This window comes from Delftia sp. DS1230, from assembly GCF_040112715.1.
GTDB lineage: Bacteria > Pseudomonadota > Gammaproteobacteria > Burkholderiales > Burkholderiaceae_C > Comamonas > Comamonas tsuruhatensis.
Window position 1 is genome coordinate 1566331 of record NZ_CP157763.1, and the last position, 14294, is coordinate 1580624.

Annotated in this window: 15 protein-coding genes; 6 read left to right on the forward strand and 9 right to left on the reverse strand. The window is 64.4% G+C overall.

Features of this window, described 5'->3' with window-relative positions:
* Positions 1-14: 14 nt before the first annotated feature.
* The 3 genes from AAN986_RS07035 to AAN986_RS07045 form a co-directional block, all read right to left on the reverse strand.
* Positions 15-140 (reverse strand): entericidin A/B family lipoprotein, encoded by a 126-nt coding sequence (locus tag AAN986_RS07035; protein ID WP_012207035.1) that lies wholly within the window; start codon positions 138-140, stop codon positions 15-17.
* A 26-nt stretch (positions 141-166) separates the two neighbouring features.
* Entirely contained in the window at positions 167-1588 is a 1422-nt protein-coding gene (gene leuC, locus AAN986_RS07040; protein WP_047217380.1) for a 3-isopropylmalate dehydratase large subunit, read from the reverse strand.
* A 65-nt stretch (positions 1589-1653) separates the two neighbouring features.
* Positions 1654-2598: a LysR substrate-binding domain-containing protein gene (locus tag AAN986_RS07045; protein ID WP_016447761.1), complete on the reverse strand. Its 945-nt coding sequence runs from the start codon at positions 2596-2598 to the stop codon at positions 1654-1656.
* A gap of 241 nt (positions 2599-2839) precedes the next feature.
* Between AAN986_RS07045 and AAN986_RS07050 the strand changes: the two genes are divergently transcribed.
* On the forward strand, positions 2840-4075 hold the full coding sequence (locus AAN986_RS07050; RefSeq protein ID WP_241150318.1) for an SEL1-like repeat protein: 1236 nt from the start codon (positions 2840-2842) through the stop codon (positions 4073-4075).
* Between the two features lie 69 nt (positions 4076-4144).
* On the opposite strand, the gene dnaJ is transcribed toward AAN986_RS07050, so the two are convergent.
* The 3 genes from dnaJ to grpE all read right to left on the reverse strand — a co-directional run bounded on the left by dnaJ (position 4145) and on the right by grpE (position 7994).
* Positions 4145-5284, reverse strand: a complete 1140-nt coding sequence (dnaJ, locus tag AAN986_RS07055) for a molecular chaperone DnaJ (RefSeq protein ID WP_017405356.1) — start codon at positions 5282-5284, stop codon at positions 4145-4147.
* 100 nt (positions 5285-5384) lie between these two features.
* A complete protein-coding gene (gene dnaK / locus AAN986_RS07060) occupies positions 5385-7334 on the reverse strand; it encodes a molecular chaperone DnaK (protein WP_016447758.1) in 1950 nt (649 codons plus the stop codon).
* Positions 7335-7448: 114 nt separating this feature from the next.
* Positions 7449-7994: a nucleotide exchange factor GrpE gene (gene grpE / locus AAN986_RS07065; protein WP_016447757.1), complete on the reverse strand. Its 546-nt coding sequence runs from the start codon at positions 7992-7994 to the stop codon at positions 7449-7451.
* Between the two features lie 302 nt (positions 7995-8296).
* Between grpE and rpsF the strand changes: the two genes are divergently transcribed.
* From rpsF to dnaB, 5 genes are all read left to right on the forward strand, one after another.
* Positions 8297-8659 (forward strand): 30S ribosomal protein S6, encoded by a 363-nt coding sequence (gene rpsF / locus AAN986_RS07070; RefSeq protein WP_012207028.1) that lies wholly within the window; start codon positions 8297-8299, stop codon positions 8657-8659.
* A gap of 26 nt (positions 8660-8685) precedes the next feature.
* On the forward strand, positions 8686-8976 hold the full coding sequence (priB, locus tag AAN986_RS07075; RefSeq protein WP_016451191.1) for a primosomal replication protein N: 291 nt from the start codon (positions 8686-8688) through the stop codon (positions 8974-8976).
* Positions 8977-8994: 18 nt separating this feature from the next.
* Positions 8995-9276 (forward strand): 30S ribosomal protein S18, encoded by a 282-nt coding sequence (rpsR, locus tag AAN986_RS07080; RefSeq protein ID WP_012207026.1) that lies wholly within the window; start codon positions 8995-8997, stop codon positions 9274-9276.
* A 12-nt stretch (positions 9277-9288) separates the two neighbouring features.
* Positions 9289-9741 carry a 50S ribosomal protein L9 gene (gene rplI / locus AAN986_RS07085; protein WP_016447755.1) on the forward strand — a complete coding sequence of 151 codons (453 nt, stop codon included), beginning with the start codon at positions 9289-9291 and terminating at the stop codon, positions 9739-9741.
* Positions 9742-9873: 132 nt separating this feature from the next.
* Positions 9874-11310 (forward strand): replicative DNA helicase, encoded by a 1437-nt coding sequence (gene dnaB, locus AAN986_RS07090; protein ID WP_016447754.1) that lies wholly within the window; start codon positions 9874-9876, stop codon positions 11308-11310.
* 74 nt (positions 11311-11384) lie between these two features.
* Here the strand turns inward: dnaB and AAN986_RS07095 are convergent, their stop codons facing one another.
* From AAN986_RS07095 to AAN986_RS07105, 3 genes are all read right to left on the reverse strand, one after another.
* On the reverse strand, positions 11385-11783 hold the full coding sequence (locus AAN986_RS07095) for a hypothetical protein (RefSeq protein WP_016447753.1): 399 nt from the start codon (positions 11781-11783) through the stop codon (positions 11385-11387).
* Positions 11784-11786: 3 nt separating this feature from the next.
* On the reverse strand, positions 11787-13598 hold the full coding sequence (locus AAN986_RS07100; protein WP_047217378.1) for a PhoH family protein: 1812 nt from the start codon (positions 13596-13598) through the stop codon (positions 11787-11789).
* A gap of 176 nt (positions 13599-13774) precedes the next feature.
* A complete protein-coding gene (locus tag AAN986_RS07105) occupies positions 13775-14260 on the reverse strand; it encodes a peroxiredoxin (protein ID WP_012207021.1) in 486 nt (161 codons plus the stop codon).
* Between the last annotated feature and the right edge of the window lie 34 nt (positions 14261-14294).

Here is a 14294-nt window from a genome sequence, read left to right on the forward strand (position 1 = left end):
ATCGAATTCAGGGTTCAGCGGGCGGCGCGTTCGATGGCGCTGCCCGCGCTTTGCACGTCCTGGCCAATGCCCTTGACGGTATTGCAGGCGGCCAGGGTGAAGGCCAGGCCGATCAGGAGGATCGAGAAGGAAGGCTTCATGGTGTGCTGGCGGGGCAGTTGCGGGTTCAGGAGAATCTGCGGATGTCCACGAAGTGGCCGTGGATGGCCGCGGCAGCGGCCATGGCGGGGCTCACCAGGTGGGTGCGTCCGCCCGCGCCCTGGCGGCCTTCGAAGTTGCGGTTGCTGGTGGAGGCGCAGCGCTCGCCGGGCTCCAGGCGGTCGGCGTTCATGGCCAGGCACATGGAGCAGCCGGGTTCGCGCCATTCAAAGCCTGCCGCCTTGAAGATCTGGTCCAGGCCTTCGCGCTCGGCCTGCTCCTTGACCAGGCCCGATCCGGGCACCACCATGGCCAGCTTGATGTTGCGTGCCACCTTCTGGCCCAGCTTCTTGACCACGGCGGCGGCTTCGCGCATGTCTTCGATGCGGCTGTTGGTGCACGAGCCGATGAAGACCTTGTCCACGAAGATGTCGTCGATGGCCTTGCCGGGTTCCAGCGCCATGTAGGTCAGCGCGCGCTCGATGGCGCCGCGCTTGCTGGCATCCTTTTCCTTGTCGGGATCGGGCACGCGGGCATCCACGCCCAGCACCATTTCGGGCGAGGTGCCCCAGGTGACCTGCGGCACGATGTCGCTGGCCTGCAGCTCGACCACGCGGTCGAACTTTGCGTCGGGGTCCGAGTGCAGCGTCTTCCAGTAGGCGACGGCGGCGTCCCATTCGGCGCCGGTGGGGGCCAGCGGGCGGCCCTTGACGTACTGGATGGTCTTATCGTCCACGGCCACCAGGCCGGCGCGCGCGCCGCCTTCGATGGCCATGTTGCAGACCGTCATGCGGCCTTCCATGCTCAGGTCGCGGATGGCCTCGCCTGCGAACTCGATGGTGTAGCCCGTGCCGCCGGCCGTGCCGATCTTGCCGATGATGGCCAGCACGATGTCCTTGGCCGTGATGCCGGGGGCCGCCTTGCCGCTGACGTTGATCAGCATGTTCTTGGCCTTCTTGGCCAGCAGGGTCTGGGTGGCCATCACGTGCTCGACCTCGGAGGTGCCGATGCCGTGGGCCAGTGCGCCGAAGGCGCCATGCGTGGACGTGTGGCTGTCGCCGCAGACCACGGTCATGCCGGGCAGGGTGGCGCCTTGCTCGGGACCCATGACGTGGACGATGCCCTGGCCCTTGTCCATGAAGGGAAAGAAGGCCGCAGAGCCGAACTCGCCGATGTTGGTGTTCAGCGTGGTGATCTGTTCCTTGCTGATGGGATCGGCAATGCCGTCATAGCCGCGCTCCCAGCCGTCGGTGGGTGTGTTGTGGTCGGCCGTGGCCACCACGGAGCTGATGCGCCACAGCTTGCGGCCGGCCATGCGCAGGCCTTCGAAGGCCTGGGGGCTGGTGACTTCGTGCACCAGGTGGCGGTCGATGTAGAGGACGGCGGTGCCGTCATCCTCGGTGTGGATGACATGCTCGTCGAAGATCTTGTCGTAGAGGGTGCGTCCCATGGCGTTCTCGAATGGTTGGTGTCGTGGGGAAATTCTTGGATGTGCATCCGGGGGCCAAGGGGCCTTCAGGATGCGCTGGCCGGCGGGCTCAGGTGCTCGACCAGCAGGCGGGCCGTAACGGGTAGCGCGTCGAAGTCGCGCGCCACGATGCTCAGCTCGCGCCGTGCCCAGTCGTCGCTGAGCTCCAGGGCGCGCAGATGGCCCACGCCGTGCATGAGCTCGAAGGCGCGGTCGGGGATCAGTCCCACGCCCAGGCCGTTGTCGATCATGCGGCACATGGCATCCAGGCTGGTGACCTGGATGCGCTGGTGCAGCGCATGCCCGGCCTGGGCCGCAGCCGCACGCATGGCCAGGCTGATGGAGGAGCCGGCCTGCAGGCTGACGATGTCCCATTCGAGCACATCGGCAAAGGCCACGCTGTCGCTGTGCGCCAGCGCGTGCTGCTCGGGCACCACGACGACCAGCCGGTCCTCGCGGTAGGGGCGGTGCTGCAGCGCGGGAGTGGCCTGGCCATTGCCCAGCGGCATGTATGCCATGGAGCAGATGCCGATGTCGGCCGTGCCTTCCTGCACCGCCGCCAGCACGGCGGGGCTGAGCTGCTCCTGCAGGTCGATCTTGACCTGGCCATGCTTGCGCGCGAAGACGCCCAGGTCTTCCGGCAGGAACTGCACGATGGCCGACATATTGGCGTGGATGCGTACATGGCCGCGCACGCCATCGGCGTACTCGGACAGCTCGCCCTGCATGCGCTCCAGGCCATACAGCACGTTGCGCGCGTGGTGCAGCAGGCTTTCGCCGGCAGGAGTGAGTGTCACGCCACGGCTGTGGCGATACAGCAGGGCCGTGTCCACGGTGGCCTCGAGGTCGGACAGGCGCTTGCTCACCGCCGAAGCGGCGATGAACTCGCGCTCTGCCGCTCGTCCGATGCTGCCAAGTTCGCAGACAGCCACGAACAGCTGCAAGGAGGTAAGGTCTATGCGCCGTGCAAAACTGCGCTCTGAATTCTTCATGTGGTGGGGTTCAGGCTTCTCATTAGGAGAAGTTGAATGGATTTTCTCGCACAAGTCATCGATCTGTCATCTTCAAGCGCGATGTCTTTGGTGATGTCGTGCGATTTCATGGAGATGGGGGTCATGCCTCATGGCGATGGCTGCGGGCAACCATGCCCGCCGGAACGCCGGTTGCATACTGAAAGAATTTGTCAATCTTTGCGCCAGTCGCCTGCATGGATTGCTGCAAAAATAAGAGCATATGAACGATCGATACCCGACGGGCCTGCGAGCCCTGCCTGCAGGCCTGTCATTGCTGCTGGCCGCAGCCCTGTCCTGCATGGCCGTCCCGGCGTCTGCCAAGCCGCAGCCACCGGCGAAGAACACGGCCAAGAGCGGCGCGAAGGCTCCGGCCAAGCCTGCGGCCAAGGCAGCTGCGAGGCCGACAGGCAAGACCGCCGTCAGATCCAAGGGCAAGCCGGCACCTGCCACCACCCGCAGCGCACCTGCCAAGGCGGCCGCCGCTGCCGCAGCGGGGGCTGCAGCTGCAGCCGCAGGTGGCGGCGCGTCCAAGGGTGAGTCCGGCCTGAGCGCTGCCGAGCTTGCAGCGCTGCAGCAGCATGCCGAGCAGGGCGAGGCCAGCGCCCAGTACGCGCTGGGCTCGCTGTACAAGCGCGGCCAGGGCGTTGCCCTGGATGCGGAGACTGCCGCCCGGTGGTATGAGAAATCGGCCCAGCAAGGCTATGCGCCGGCTCAGTCCGACCTGGGTTTGATGTACGCCAATGGCCGTGGCGTGGTGCGCGACGATGCGCAGGCCGTGCAGTGGTATCGCAAGGCGGCCGAGCAGGGTGACGCCGTGGCACAGAACAACCTGGGCCTGATGCTTGCCGAAGGGCGCGGAGCCGCCAAGGATCCCGTCCAGGCCGTGCAATGGTTCCAGCGCTCGGCCGAACAGGGGGAGGCGGCCGGCCAGTACAGCCTGGGCGTGATGTATGCCACGGGCCGGGGCGTGGCCGAGGATGTGGCGCAGGCGCTGCGCTGGTTCGTGGCGGCGGCAGGCCAGGGCCATGTCGATGCGCAATTCAACGCCGGCATGCTCTATGCCGAGGGTGGCGTGGTCGATCGCGACATGGCGCAGGCCGCACACTGGCTGGAGAAGGCGGCCGAGCAGGGCAGTGCCGCAGCCCAGTCCAACCTGGGCGTTCTGTATGCCAATGGCCAGGGCGTGCCTGCCAGCGACAAGCAGGCCGCGCGCTGGCTGGAGCGTGCCGCCCAGCAGGGCGACGCGCTGGCGCAGTCCAATCTGGCCAGCCTCTATTCCTCGGGCAAGGGCGTGGAGCGCAGCCCGTCGCAGGCCTATTTCTGGATGCTGCTGGCAGCGGGCAAGGACAGCTCTCTGGCGGCCAAGCGCGACAGCATGGCCCAGCCGCTGAGCGCGGCAGAGCGCGCACGTGCGGAGCGGCAGGCGGCGGCCTGGAAGGCCAAACCCGCTCCCTGAGCCCTGTTGAGGATGCACCAATGAAAAACGCCTCGGAAGAGGCGTTTTTGTTGGGGGCTCAGTGCTGCATCAACTGAAGAAGCTCTTGAGCCTGTCGGTCCAGCTCTCGCCGCTGGGCGAATGCTTGGCGCCGCCCTTCTTGAGCGATTCCTCCAGCTCGCGCAGCAGCTTGCGCTGGTACTCGGTCAGCTTGACGGGCGTCTCGACCACGATGTGGCAGTACAGGTCACCGGGGTAGCTGGAGCGCACGCCCTTGATGCCCTTGCCGCGCAGGCGGAACTGCTTGCCGGCCTGGGTGCCTTCGGGGATGTCGATGGCCGCCTTGCCCGAGAGGGTGGGTACCTCGATCTCGCCACCCAGCGCCGCCGTGATGAAGCTCACGGGCACGTTGCAGTGCAGATCGTCGCCATCGCGCTCGAAGATGTCGTGGTCCTTGATGCGGATCTCGATGTAGAGATCGCCTGCAGGCCCGCCATTGGTGCCGGGTTCGCCATTGCCCGAGGAGCGGATGCGCATGCCGTCGTCGATGCCTGCGGGAATCTTCACTTCCAGCGTCTTCTGGCGCTTGACCTTGCCCTGGCCGCCGCAACTGGTGCAGGGTTCGGGAATGATCTTGCCGGTGCCTCGACAGTGCGGGCAGGTCTGCTGCACGCTGAAGAAGCCCTGGCGCATCTGCACGCTGCCCATGCCGTTGCAGGTGGTGCAGGTCTTGGCGCTGGTGCCGGGCTTGGCGCCGCTGCCGTGGCAGGTGTCGCAGCTGTCCCAGCTGGGGATGCGTATCTGCGCATCCTTGCCGTGGGCAGCCTCTTCCAGCGTGATCTCCATGGCATAGCTGAGGTCGTTGCCACGGTAGACCTGGCGGCCGCCACCTGCGCCGCCGCGCCGCCCGCCCTGGTTGAACATGTCGCCGAAGATGTCGCCAAAGGCCTCGGCAAAGCCGCCAAAGCCTTCTGCGCCGCCGCCCATGCCGCGGTTGGGGTCCACGCCTGCGTGGCCGTACTGATCGTAGGCCGCGCGTTTGTTGCTGTCGGAGAGCATCTCGTAGGCCTCCTTGGCCTCCTTGAATTTCTCTTCCGCCTCGCGTGCGGCATCCCCCTGGTTGCGGTCAGGGTGGTACTTCATCGCCAGCTTGCGATAAGCCTTCTTGATGTCGTCGTCCGAGGCGTTCTTGGCAACGCCGAGGACCTCGTAAAAATCGCGTTTGGACATGGTGTTTGCTAGCCAGTCAGTGAGAACAGGAACGCCGCGTCAGCCCCTTGGCAGGGCCGAGCGCGGCGGCAAGCGGTCGTCAAGGGACCACGCGCTGGGTTCAGTCCTTCTTGACTTCCTTGACTTCGGCGTCGACGACGTTGTCGTCAGCGGCTGCAGCACCGGCCGAGGCGCCTGCAGCACCGGCGGCTGCTGCGGCGGCGGCTGCCTCGGGGGCGCCCGCTGCCTGTGCATCGGCGTACATCTTCTCGCCGAGCTTCTGGCTGACCGTCATCAGCGCCGTGGTCTTGGCGTCGATGGCGTCCTTGTCCTCGCCCTTGAGCGCTTCTTCCAGGTCCTTGACGGCGCTCTCGATGGCGGTCTTCTCGCCAGCGTCGAGCTTGTCGCCATGCTCGCCCAGGCTCTTCTTGACGCTGTGCACGGCAGCTTCGCCCTGGTTGCGGGCCTGGACCAGTTCCAGCTTCTTCTTGTCGTCGGCGGCGTTCAGCTCGGCGTCCTTGACCATCTTCTGGATCTCTTCCTCGGACAGGCCGGAGTTCGCCTTGATGGTGATCTTGTTTTCCTTGCCCGATGCCTTGTCCTTGGCGGACACGTTCAGGATGCCGTTGGCGTCGATGTCAAAGGCCACTTCGATCTGGGGCACGCCACGCGCGGCCGGCGGGATGCCTTCGAGGTTGAACTCGCCCAGCATCTTGTTGCCCGAAGCCATTTCGCGCTCGCCCTGGAACACCTTGATCGTCACGGCAGGCTGGTTGTCGTCGGCCGTCGAGAAGGTCTGTGCGAACTTCGTCGGGATGGTGGTGTTCTTGGTGATCATCTTGGTCATCACGCCACCCAGCGTCTCGATGCCCAGCGACAGCGGTGTCACGTCCAGCAGCAGCACGTCCTTGCGGTCACCCGACAGAACCTGGCCCTGCACGGCGGCGCCCACGGCCACGGCTTCGTCGGGGTTCACGTCCTTGCGGGGATCCTTGCCGAAGAATTCCTTGACCTTTTCCTGCACCTTGGGCATGCGGGTCATGCCGCCGACCAGGATGACGTCATCGATGTCGGACACGGACACGCCTGCGTCCTTGATGGCCGTGCGGCAGGGCGCAATGGTGCGCTCGATCAGGTCCTCGACCAGGCTTTCCAGCTTGGCGCGGGTCAGCTTGATGTTCAGGTGCTTGGGACCCGAGGCATCGGCCGTGATGTAGGGCAGGTTGATGTCAGTCTGGGCCGAGTTCGACAGCTCGATCTTGGCCTTCTCGGCGGCTTCCTTCAGGCGCTGCAGGGCCAGCACGTCCTTGGACAGATCGACGCCCTGTTCCTTCTTGAACTCGGTGATGATGTAGTCGATGATGCGCTGGTCGAAGTCTTCGCCGCCCAGGAAGGTGTCGCCGTTGGTCGACAGCACTTCGAACTGCTTTTCGCCGTCCACATCGGCGATTTCGATGATGGACACGTCAAAGGTGCCGCCGCCCAGGTCATACACGGCGATCTTGCGGTCGCCCTTGTCGGTCTTGTCCAGGCCGAAGGCCAGGGCCGCCGCCGTGGGTTCGTTGATGATGCGCTTGACTTCCAGGCCGGCGATGCGGCCGGCGTCCTTGGTGGCCTGGCGCTGGGCGTCGTTGAAGTAAGCGGGCACGGTGATCACGGCCTCGGTCACGGGCTCGCCCAGGTAGTCCTCGGCGGTCTTCTTCATCTTGCGCAGCACTTCGGCGGAAATCTGCGGCGGGGCCAGCTTCTGGCCGCGCACTTCCACCCAGGCGTCGCCGTTGTCGGCGCGCGAGATGGTGTAGGGCATCAGGTCGATGTCCTTTTGCACTTCCTTCTCGTCGAACTTGCGGCCGATCAGGCGCTTGGCGGCATAGATGGTGTTGCGGGGGTTGGTGACCGCCTGGCGCTTGGCCGAGGCGCCGACGAGGATCTCGCCGTCTTCCTGGTACGCAATGATCGACGGCGTGGTGCGCGCACCTTCGCTGTTCTCGATCACGCGCGTGGTGTTGCCGTCCATGATGGCCACGCAGCTATTGGTGGTGCCCAGGTCAATACCGATGATTTTTCCCATTTTGAGTTCTCTCCGCGTTCTGTGAAATGTTTGAATGACTGCTAACTTGTGGCCGGCTCGCGCAGCTTCAAGGGGCTTGTCCCCTTTTTTGTCAGTGCTGCCGTGAGTGCCCGCTTACTGGGGCTGGGCCACGGTCACGAGGGCCGGGCGCAGGATGCGGTCGGCGATCAGGTAGCCCTTTTGCAGCACCGACACCACGGTGTTGGCTTCCTGCTGTGCAGGCACCATGCTGATCGCCTGGTGCAGGTTGGGGTCAAATTTCTCGCCGGCAGCCGGATTGATGGTCACGACCTTGTTGCGCTCAAGGGCCGAGGTCAGCTGGCGCAGCGTGGCGTCGGCGCCTTCGCGCAGCTGTTCCGGCGTGGCCTGTTGAATGGCCAGGGCGGCATCCAGGCTGTCGCAGACAGGCAGAAGGCTTTCGGCAAAGCTCTCGATGCCGAATTTGCGCGCCTTGGAGACTTCGTCTTCCGCACGGCGGCGCACATTCTCGGCCTCGGCCTTGGCGCGCAGGAACTGGTCTGCCAGCTCGGCGCTCTTGGCCTTGAGTTCGGCCAGCTCGGCCTGCAGGCGCTGCAGCTCGTCGGCTGCATTGGCCGCCATGGCGGCTTCGATTTCTTCCGGGGCTGCGTCTTGCAAGGGGTTGGAGTTTTGTTCAGACATGGATAGAGACTTCAGCTACAAAACAAAGCGGTCGCCAGACTGGAGGCCAGGCGATTGCACGATCTTGAATCGAGATGCGAGCGGATCGGTGTATTTTCAAGGGCTTTGTGCATGTGCATCCGCGCGGCAGAGGTACACGGTGAGGGCAAAAGCCGGGCGACGGGGCAAAAGCCCCACACAGATCCGGGGTCTCGGGCAGTGCGAAGTGTACAGATGGAAGAGGGCTGCGCTAGAATCCAATGCTTTGCCTTGCCGCACCGCTACAAGACGCAGTGGGCGGCGTTTTCCCAAAAGGAGTCGATATGCGTCATTACGAAATCGTTTTGTTGATCCACCCGGATCAGAGCGAGCAGGTTCCCGCCATGCTGGAACGCTACAAGGGCATGATCACCGCTGGCGGTGGCAAGGTCCATCGCGAAGAAGACTGGGGCCGTCGCCAACTGGCTTACATGATCAACAAGCTCGCCAAGGCCCACTACCTGTGCCTGAACATCGAAGCCGACCAGGCTGTGATGGCTGAGCTGGAGCATGCCTTCAAGTTCAACGATGCCGTGCTGCGTCACCTGACGGTTCAGAAGAAGAAGGCCGATACGGCTCCTTCCTCGATGATGAAGACCGTCGAGCGTGAAGAGGCCCGCAAGGCCAGCCAGACCGAACAGGCCTGAGCCCAGCCCTGTCAGAACCTGAAGGAGTGGAGAACCACGTTGTACTGACGGCCGCCATCGCAGAGCTTCAAGCACTGCGCTACACGCCGGCAGGGCTGCCAGCCCTTGAACTGCGACTCGAGCATGCGTCGCGGCAGAAAGAGGCGGGAAGCGAGCGCAGCGTGACGGCATCTGTCAAGGCGGTGGCCTTTGGCGCGCTGGCTGAAAAGCTGGCCCGCCAGGCGCTCGGCAGCCAGTGGAAGTTCCAAGGCTTCCTGGCAACGCCCCGCAACGGCAAATTGCTGGTTCTTCACATCCAGGACATTCAACAAAACTAATTTTCAAGAGGTCCAGAAATGGCCACGTTCAAGAAATTCAACAAGGACAAGCGCCCCAAGCGCAACACGCAGTCGCTGCTGTTCAAGCGCAAGCGCTTCTGCCGCTTCACCGTCGCCGGCGTCGAAGAAATCGACTACAAGGATGTGGACACCCTGCGTGACTTCATCGGTGAAAACGGCAAGATCGTCCCCGCTCGCCTGACCGGCACGCGCGCCATCTACCAGCGTCAGTTGAACACTGCCATCAAGCGCGCCCGCTTCCTGGCTCTGGTTCCTTACTCTGACCAGCACAAGATCTAAGGAATACAACCCATGCAAGTCATTCTGCTCGACAAGGTTGTGAACCTCGGTGGCCTCGGCGATATCGTCAAGGTCAAGGACGGCTACGCCCGCAACTTCCTGATCCCCACGGGCGCTGCCCGTCGCGCCACGGCTTCCGCCAAGGCCGAGTTCGAAGCCAAGCGCGCCGAACTGGAAAAGCAAGCGGCTGAAAAGCTGGCTGCTGCCCAGCAACTGGGCGAAAAGCTCAACGGCGTGAACGTCAAGCTGACCCAGAAGGCTGGCGTTGACGGCCGCCTGTTCGGTTCGGTGACCAATGCCGACATCGCCGAAGAACTGACCAAGGCCGGTTTCGCCGTTGCCAAGTCGCAAGTTCGCCTGGTCAACGGTCCCATCAAGACCGTGGGCGACGCCACCGTGGTCGTGGCACTGCACACCGACGTCAGCGTCGAAGTGTCGGTGTCGGTCTACGGCGACCACTCCTGATCCGGGGCTTGTCCCGTATCACCAAAAAGCCGCCTTCGGGCGGCTTTTTGCTTTGCCGCGCCCGGGTGATGACGCCGGGTGGCGCGGCCTTTTGCCAGCCGCTACGATGGCGGGCTCATCTCCAGGAATTCCATGTCGTCCGTAATGCCCCCGCTCGATCTCGATGATGCGTTCGCACCGCTGCTGCCCGCTGGCGACCAGCAGGTCGCGCAGTTGCGCGTGCCGCCGCATTCGATGGAGTCCGAGTCCAGCGTGCTGGGTGGCCTGCTTCTGGACAACAGTGCCTGGGACCGCGTGGGCGATCTGCTGGTGGATGGTGATTTCTACCGCCATGAGCACAAGCTGATTTACGAGGCCATCGGCAAGCTGATCAATGCCAGCAAGCCGGCCGACGTGATCACGGTGTACGAGCATTTGCAGGGCATGGGCAAGGCCGAGGAAATTGGCGGCCTGCTGTACCTGAACCAGCTGGCGCAGTACGTGCCCAGTGCCACCAACATCCGGCGCTACGCGGAGATCGTGCGCGAGCGCTCCATCCTGCGCAAGCTGGTGACGGCCAGTGATGACATCGCCACCAATGCCTTCAATCCGCAGGGCAAGACGGTGGACCGCATCCTTGACGAGGCCGAGCAGAAGATCCTGGCCATCGGCGAGGAGGGGGCGCGCAACAAGCAGGGCTTCCAGTCGCTCGACACGCTGGTGGTGGACCTGCTGGACCGTGTCCAGGAGATGGCCGACAACCCCATGGACGTGACCGGCGTGCCCACGGGCTTCGTCGATCTGGACCGCATGACCAGTGGCCTGCAGGCTGGCGACTTGGTGGTGCTGGCCGCACGCCCCTCGATGGGCAAGACCTCGTTTGCGGTGAATATCGCCGAGCACGTGGCGCTCAACGAAGGCCTGCCGGTCGCCATTTTCTCCATGGAAATGGGCGCAGCCCAGCTGGCGGTGCGTATCGTCGGCTCCATCGGCCGCGTCAACCAGGGCAATCTGCGCACGGGCAAGCTCAACGATGACGAGTGGCCGCGCCTGACGGAGGCCATCGAGCGGCTGCGCACGGTGTCCCTGCACATCGACGAGACGCCCGGCCTGTCGCCTACGGAGCTGCGCGCCAATGCGCGGCGCCTGGCGCGTACCTGCGGCAAGCTGGGCCTGATCGTGGTCGACTATCTGCAGCTGATGAGCGGCTCGGGTTCGGCCGCCAGTTCCGACAACCGTGCGACCGAGCTGGGCGAGATTTCGCGGGGCTTGAAGATGCTGGCCAAGGAGTTGCAGTGCCCGGTGATTGCCCTGTCCCAGCTCAACCGTTCGGTGGAGCAGCGCACCGACAAGCGCCCCATGATGTCCGACCTGCGCGAATCGGGCGCCATCGAGCAGGATGCCGACATCATCATGTTCATCTACCGCGATGACTACTACAACAAGGACAGCAAGGAGCCCAACATCGCCGAAGTCATCATCGGCAAGCAGCGTAACGGCCCGACCGGCACGGTCAAGCTGTTCTTCCAGAAAAACCAGACGCGCTTCGAGAACCTGGCCGTGGGCTACGGTGGTGGCGACGAGTACTGATTGCAGCGCTTGGCTTTCAGGCTTTCCATGAAAAACGGCCCCGAGGGGCCGTTTGGTTTTTTGCAGTGGGCGGTCTATGTACGCCAGGCATGGATCAGCAGACCTGCCACGCAGGCGCCGAGGATGGCGCAGGCCCAGGCCAGTCGCTGGGCGCCCGTGCGCAGCGCACCCACGGTGGCCACGATCTGGGCATTCTGCTCGGCCAGCTTCTCGATCAGTTCCAGCGACTGGCGCTGTGACTGCTCCAGCTGCGTGATGCGGGCTTCCTGGGCCTGGATCAGCAGCAGAGCCTGTTCGCCAGCCGAGCGCGGGGCTGCCAGCGGCTCGCCGGCCGCAGCCGGCTGCGCGCCGACCGCCTGCTCCGCATCCTTTTTGCGCAGCAGGCTCTTGGCTGCCTTGACGACCTGGGGGGTGGCCTCGATGACATCGCCCCAGGGCACCAGCTTCAGCGCCGTGATCCAGCTGATCGCCATGGCTTACAGCACCTCGCTGGCGAAGTCGGCCAGGCGCGAGCGTTCGCCGCGCGCCAGCGTGATGTGGCCGCTGTGGGGCCAGCCCTTGAAGCGGTCCACGGCGTAGGTCAGTCCCGACGATCCCTCGGTCAGGTAGGGCGTGTCGATCTGCGCCAGATTGCCCATGCAGATGATCTTGGTGCCGGGGCCGGCGCGCGTGATCAGGGTCTTCATCTGCTTGGGCGTCAGGTTCTGGGCCTCGTCGATGATGACGTACTTGTTCAGGAAGGTGCGGCCGCGCATGAAGTTCATGCTCTTGATCTTGATGCGGCTGCGGATCAGCTCGTTGGTGGCGGCGCGGCCCCATTCGCCGGCATTGCCGCCATCGCCCTTGGCCAGGAATTCGAGGTTGTCGTCGAGGGCGCCCATCCAGGGGCCCATCTTCTCTTCCTCGGTGCCGGGCAGGAAGCCTATGTCCTCACCCACGCTGACCGTGGCGCGCGTCATGATGATCTCGGTGTAGCGGCGGTCGTCCAGCACCTGGGATAGGCCGGCGGCCAGGGCCAGCAGGGTCTTGCCCGTGCCGGCCGTGCCGGTCAGCGTGACCAGGTCGATGTCCGGGTTCATCAGCAGATTCATCGCGAAGTTCTGTTCGCGGTTGCGCGCCGTGACGCCCCAGACGGCGTACTTGGGATTGCCGAAGTCCTTGAGCGTCTTGAGCACGGCCGTCTTGTCGCGGATCTCGGTCACGCGCATGAACAGGCTGGGCTCGCCCGGTGCCTCGTGGTAGACGAACTGGTTGATCATCAGCTGGTCGACGATGGCGCCGCTGATGCGGTAGTAGGTGATGGCGCCTTCCTGCCAGCTTTCGACGTTCTTGCCGGCCTTGGCCCAGAAGTCCTGGGGCAGGGCCAGGGCGCCTGCGTACAGCAGGTCGCCGTCGTCCAGTACCTTGTCGTTCTGGTAGTCCTCGGCCGCAAGGCCCAGGGCGCGTGCCTTGACGCGCATGTTGATGTCCTTGGACACCAGCACGACTTCACGCTCGCTGAACTTCTTGCGCAGCGCGGCGACAACACCCAGGATCTGGTTGTCCGCCTTGCCCTGGGGCAGGCTGTCGGGCAACGAGGTCTCCAGCGGTTCCGTCTGGAAATACAGCATGCCGGTGGCGCTGCGCTGGCCCGTGGCATTCAGCGGCAGGCCCTTGTCCAGCGTCTCGGAGGGCTGGGAGGCGACCAGTGAATCCAGCGTGCGGCTGACCTGGCGGCCGTTGCGCGCCACTTCGGTCATGCCCTTCTTGTGGCCGTCGAGCTCTTCCAGCACCACCATGGGCAGGAAGATGTCGTGCTCCTCGAAGCGGAACAGGCTGGTCGGGTCGTGCAGCAGCACGTTGGTGTCGAGCACGAACAGCGTCTTCGGGCCTGTGCGCGTGCGGCGTGGGCGAACCGGCGCTGCCAGCAGTGCTGCCGGCTTGGCTTCCGTGGCCGACCTGTTGGCCGACCGGGTGCTGGACGGCGCTGCCGTTGCGTTGGAATTGTCGGTTGCACGGCGCTGCCGATGGGCCGGGGCTGCAGTCGCGGCCGCAGGAGCCGGTGCCGGTGATGCGGGCTTGGCGTTGCGGCCGCGTGCCGGTGCGGGCTTTGCGGCTGTGACGGTGGTGTTGGAGGCGGAGGCCGGGGCCGGCTTGCGCTTGCGTGGCGCGGCGGCAGCTACGGCCTCGACTGCATCGGGAAGATCGTCAGCGGGCAGGGGGTCTGCGTGCTGGGCACCGCGCACGGGAAGAAAGGCTTCGGGGGAGAGCTTGGCGGCACGGCGGCCGGGTGCGGGGGGCAGGGGCATGGTGGACGAACCGTTCCTCAACAAGGATCAAAAAGCACAAAGCCGCCTGGAAACCGAGGCGGCTTTGGAGGGGTGACAGGGAAAAGCGTCTTTGCTAAGAGGCATTGCCCCATTATGCATAGGCGGACGGCCTGAATATGTCGGCCGGCACTCTGTCACCTGTCGGATTGTTGCTATCAGGCAGCCTGCTTCAATGCCTTCAGGGTCTTGACAGCCTTGAGCACCTCGTCAACGTGGCCGGGAACCTTCAGGCCGCGCCATTCCTGCACCAGCAGGCCATCGGCTCCGACCAGGAAGGTGGAGCGCTCGATGCCCTTCACCTTCTTGCCGTACATGATCTTGTTCTTGACCACGCCGAACATGTGGCACATCTTCTCTTCCGTATCGGCGATCAGCTCGAACGGCAGTTCCAGCTTTTCCTTGAAGTCGTCGTGCGACTTCATGTTGTCGCGCGAGACGCCAAACACGGTGGCGCCAGCTTTCACGAAGTCCTTGTACTTGTCGCGGAACTGCATGGCTTCGGTGGTGCAGCCAGGCGTATTGTCCTTGGGGTAGAAATACAGGATCAGAATCTGGCCCGTGTGGGAGGTGTTGGTCACCTTGATCCCGCCGGTAGCGTTGGCTTCAAATTCGGGAAGGGGTTTGTTGACAACGATCGCCATGCGCTTATATCTCTCGGGTGTAGTCGTTGAAATG

Excerpts from the sequence above, each read along its gene's own strand:
- AAN986_RS07035 (WP_012207035.1), bottom strand. The coding sequence starts at position 140 with ATGAAGCCTTCCTTCTCGATCCTCCTGATCGGCCTGGCCTTCACCCTG.
- leuC (WP_047217380.1), bottom strand. The coding sequence starts at position 1,588 with ATGGGACGCACCCTCTACGACAAGATCTTCGACGAGCATGTCATCCAC.
- AAN986_RS07045 (WP_016447761.1), bottom strand. The coding sequence starts at position 2,598 with ATGAAGAATTCAGAGCGCAGTTTTGCACGGCGCATAGACCTTACCTCC.
- AAN986_RS07050 (WP_241150318.1), top strand. The coding sequence starts at position 2,840 with ATGAACGATCGATACCCGACGGGCCTGCGAGCCCTGCCTGCAGGCCTG.
- dnaJ (WP_017405356.1), bottom strand. The coding sequence starts at position 5,284 with ATGTCCAAACGCGATTTTTACGAGGTCCTCGGCGTTGCCAAGAACGCC.
- dnaK (WP_016447758.1), bottom strand. The coding sequence starts at position 7,334 with ATGGGAAAAATCATCGGTATTGACCTGGGCACCACCAATAGCTGCGTG.
- grpE (WP_016447757.1), bottom strand. The coding sequence starts at position 7,994 with ATGTCTGAACAAAACTCCAACCCCTTGCAAGACGCAGCCCCGGAAGAA.
- rpsF (WP_012207028.1), top strand. The coding sequence starts at position 8,297 with ATGCGTCATTACGAAATCGTTTTGTTGATCCACCCGGATCAGAGCGAG.
- rpsR (WP_012207026.1), top strand. The coding sequence starts at position 8,995 with ATGGCCACGTTCAAGAAATTCAACAAGGACAAGCGCCCCAAGCGCAAC.
- rplI (WP_016447755.1), top strand. The coding sequence starts at position 9,289 with ATGCAAGTCATTCTGCTCGACAAGGTTGTGAACCTCGGTGGCCTCGGC.
- dnaB (WP_016447754.1), top strand. The coding sequence starts at position 9,874 with ATGTCGTCCGTAATGCCCCCGCTCGATCTCGATGATGCGTTCGCACCG.
- AAN986_RS07095 (WP_016447753.1), bottom strand. The coding sequence starts at position 11,783 with ATGGCGATCAGCTGGATCACGGCGCTGAAGCTGGTGCCCTGGGGCGAT.
- AAN986_RS07100 (WP_047217378.1), bottom strand. The coding sequence starts at position 13,598 with ATGCCCCTGCCCCCCGCACCCGGCCGCCGTGCCGCCAAGCTCTCCCCC.
- AAN986_RS07105 (WP_012207021.1), bottom strand. The coding sequence starts at position 14,260 with ATGGCGATCGTTGTCAACAAACCCCTTCCCGAATTTGAAGCCAACGCT.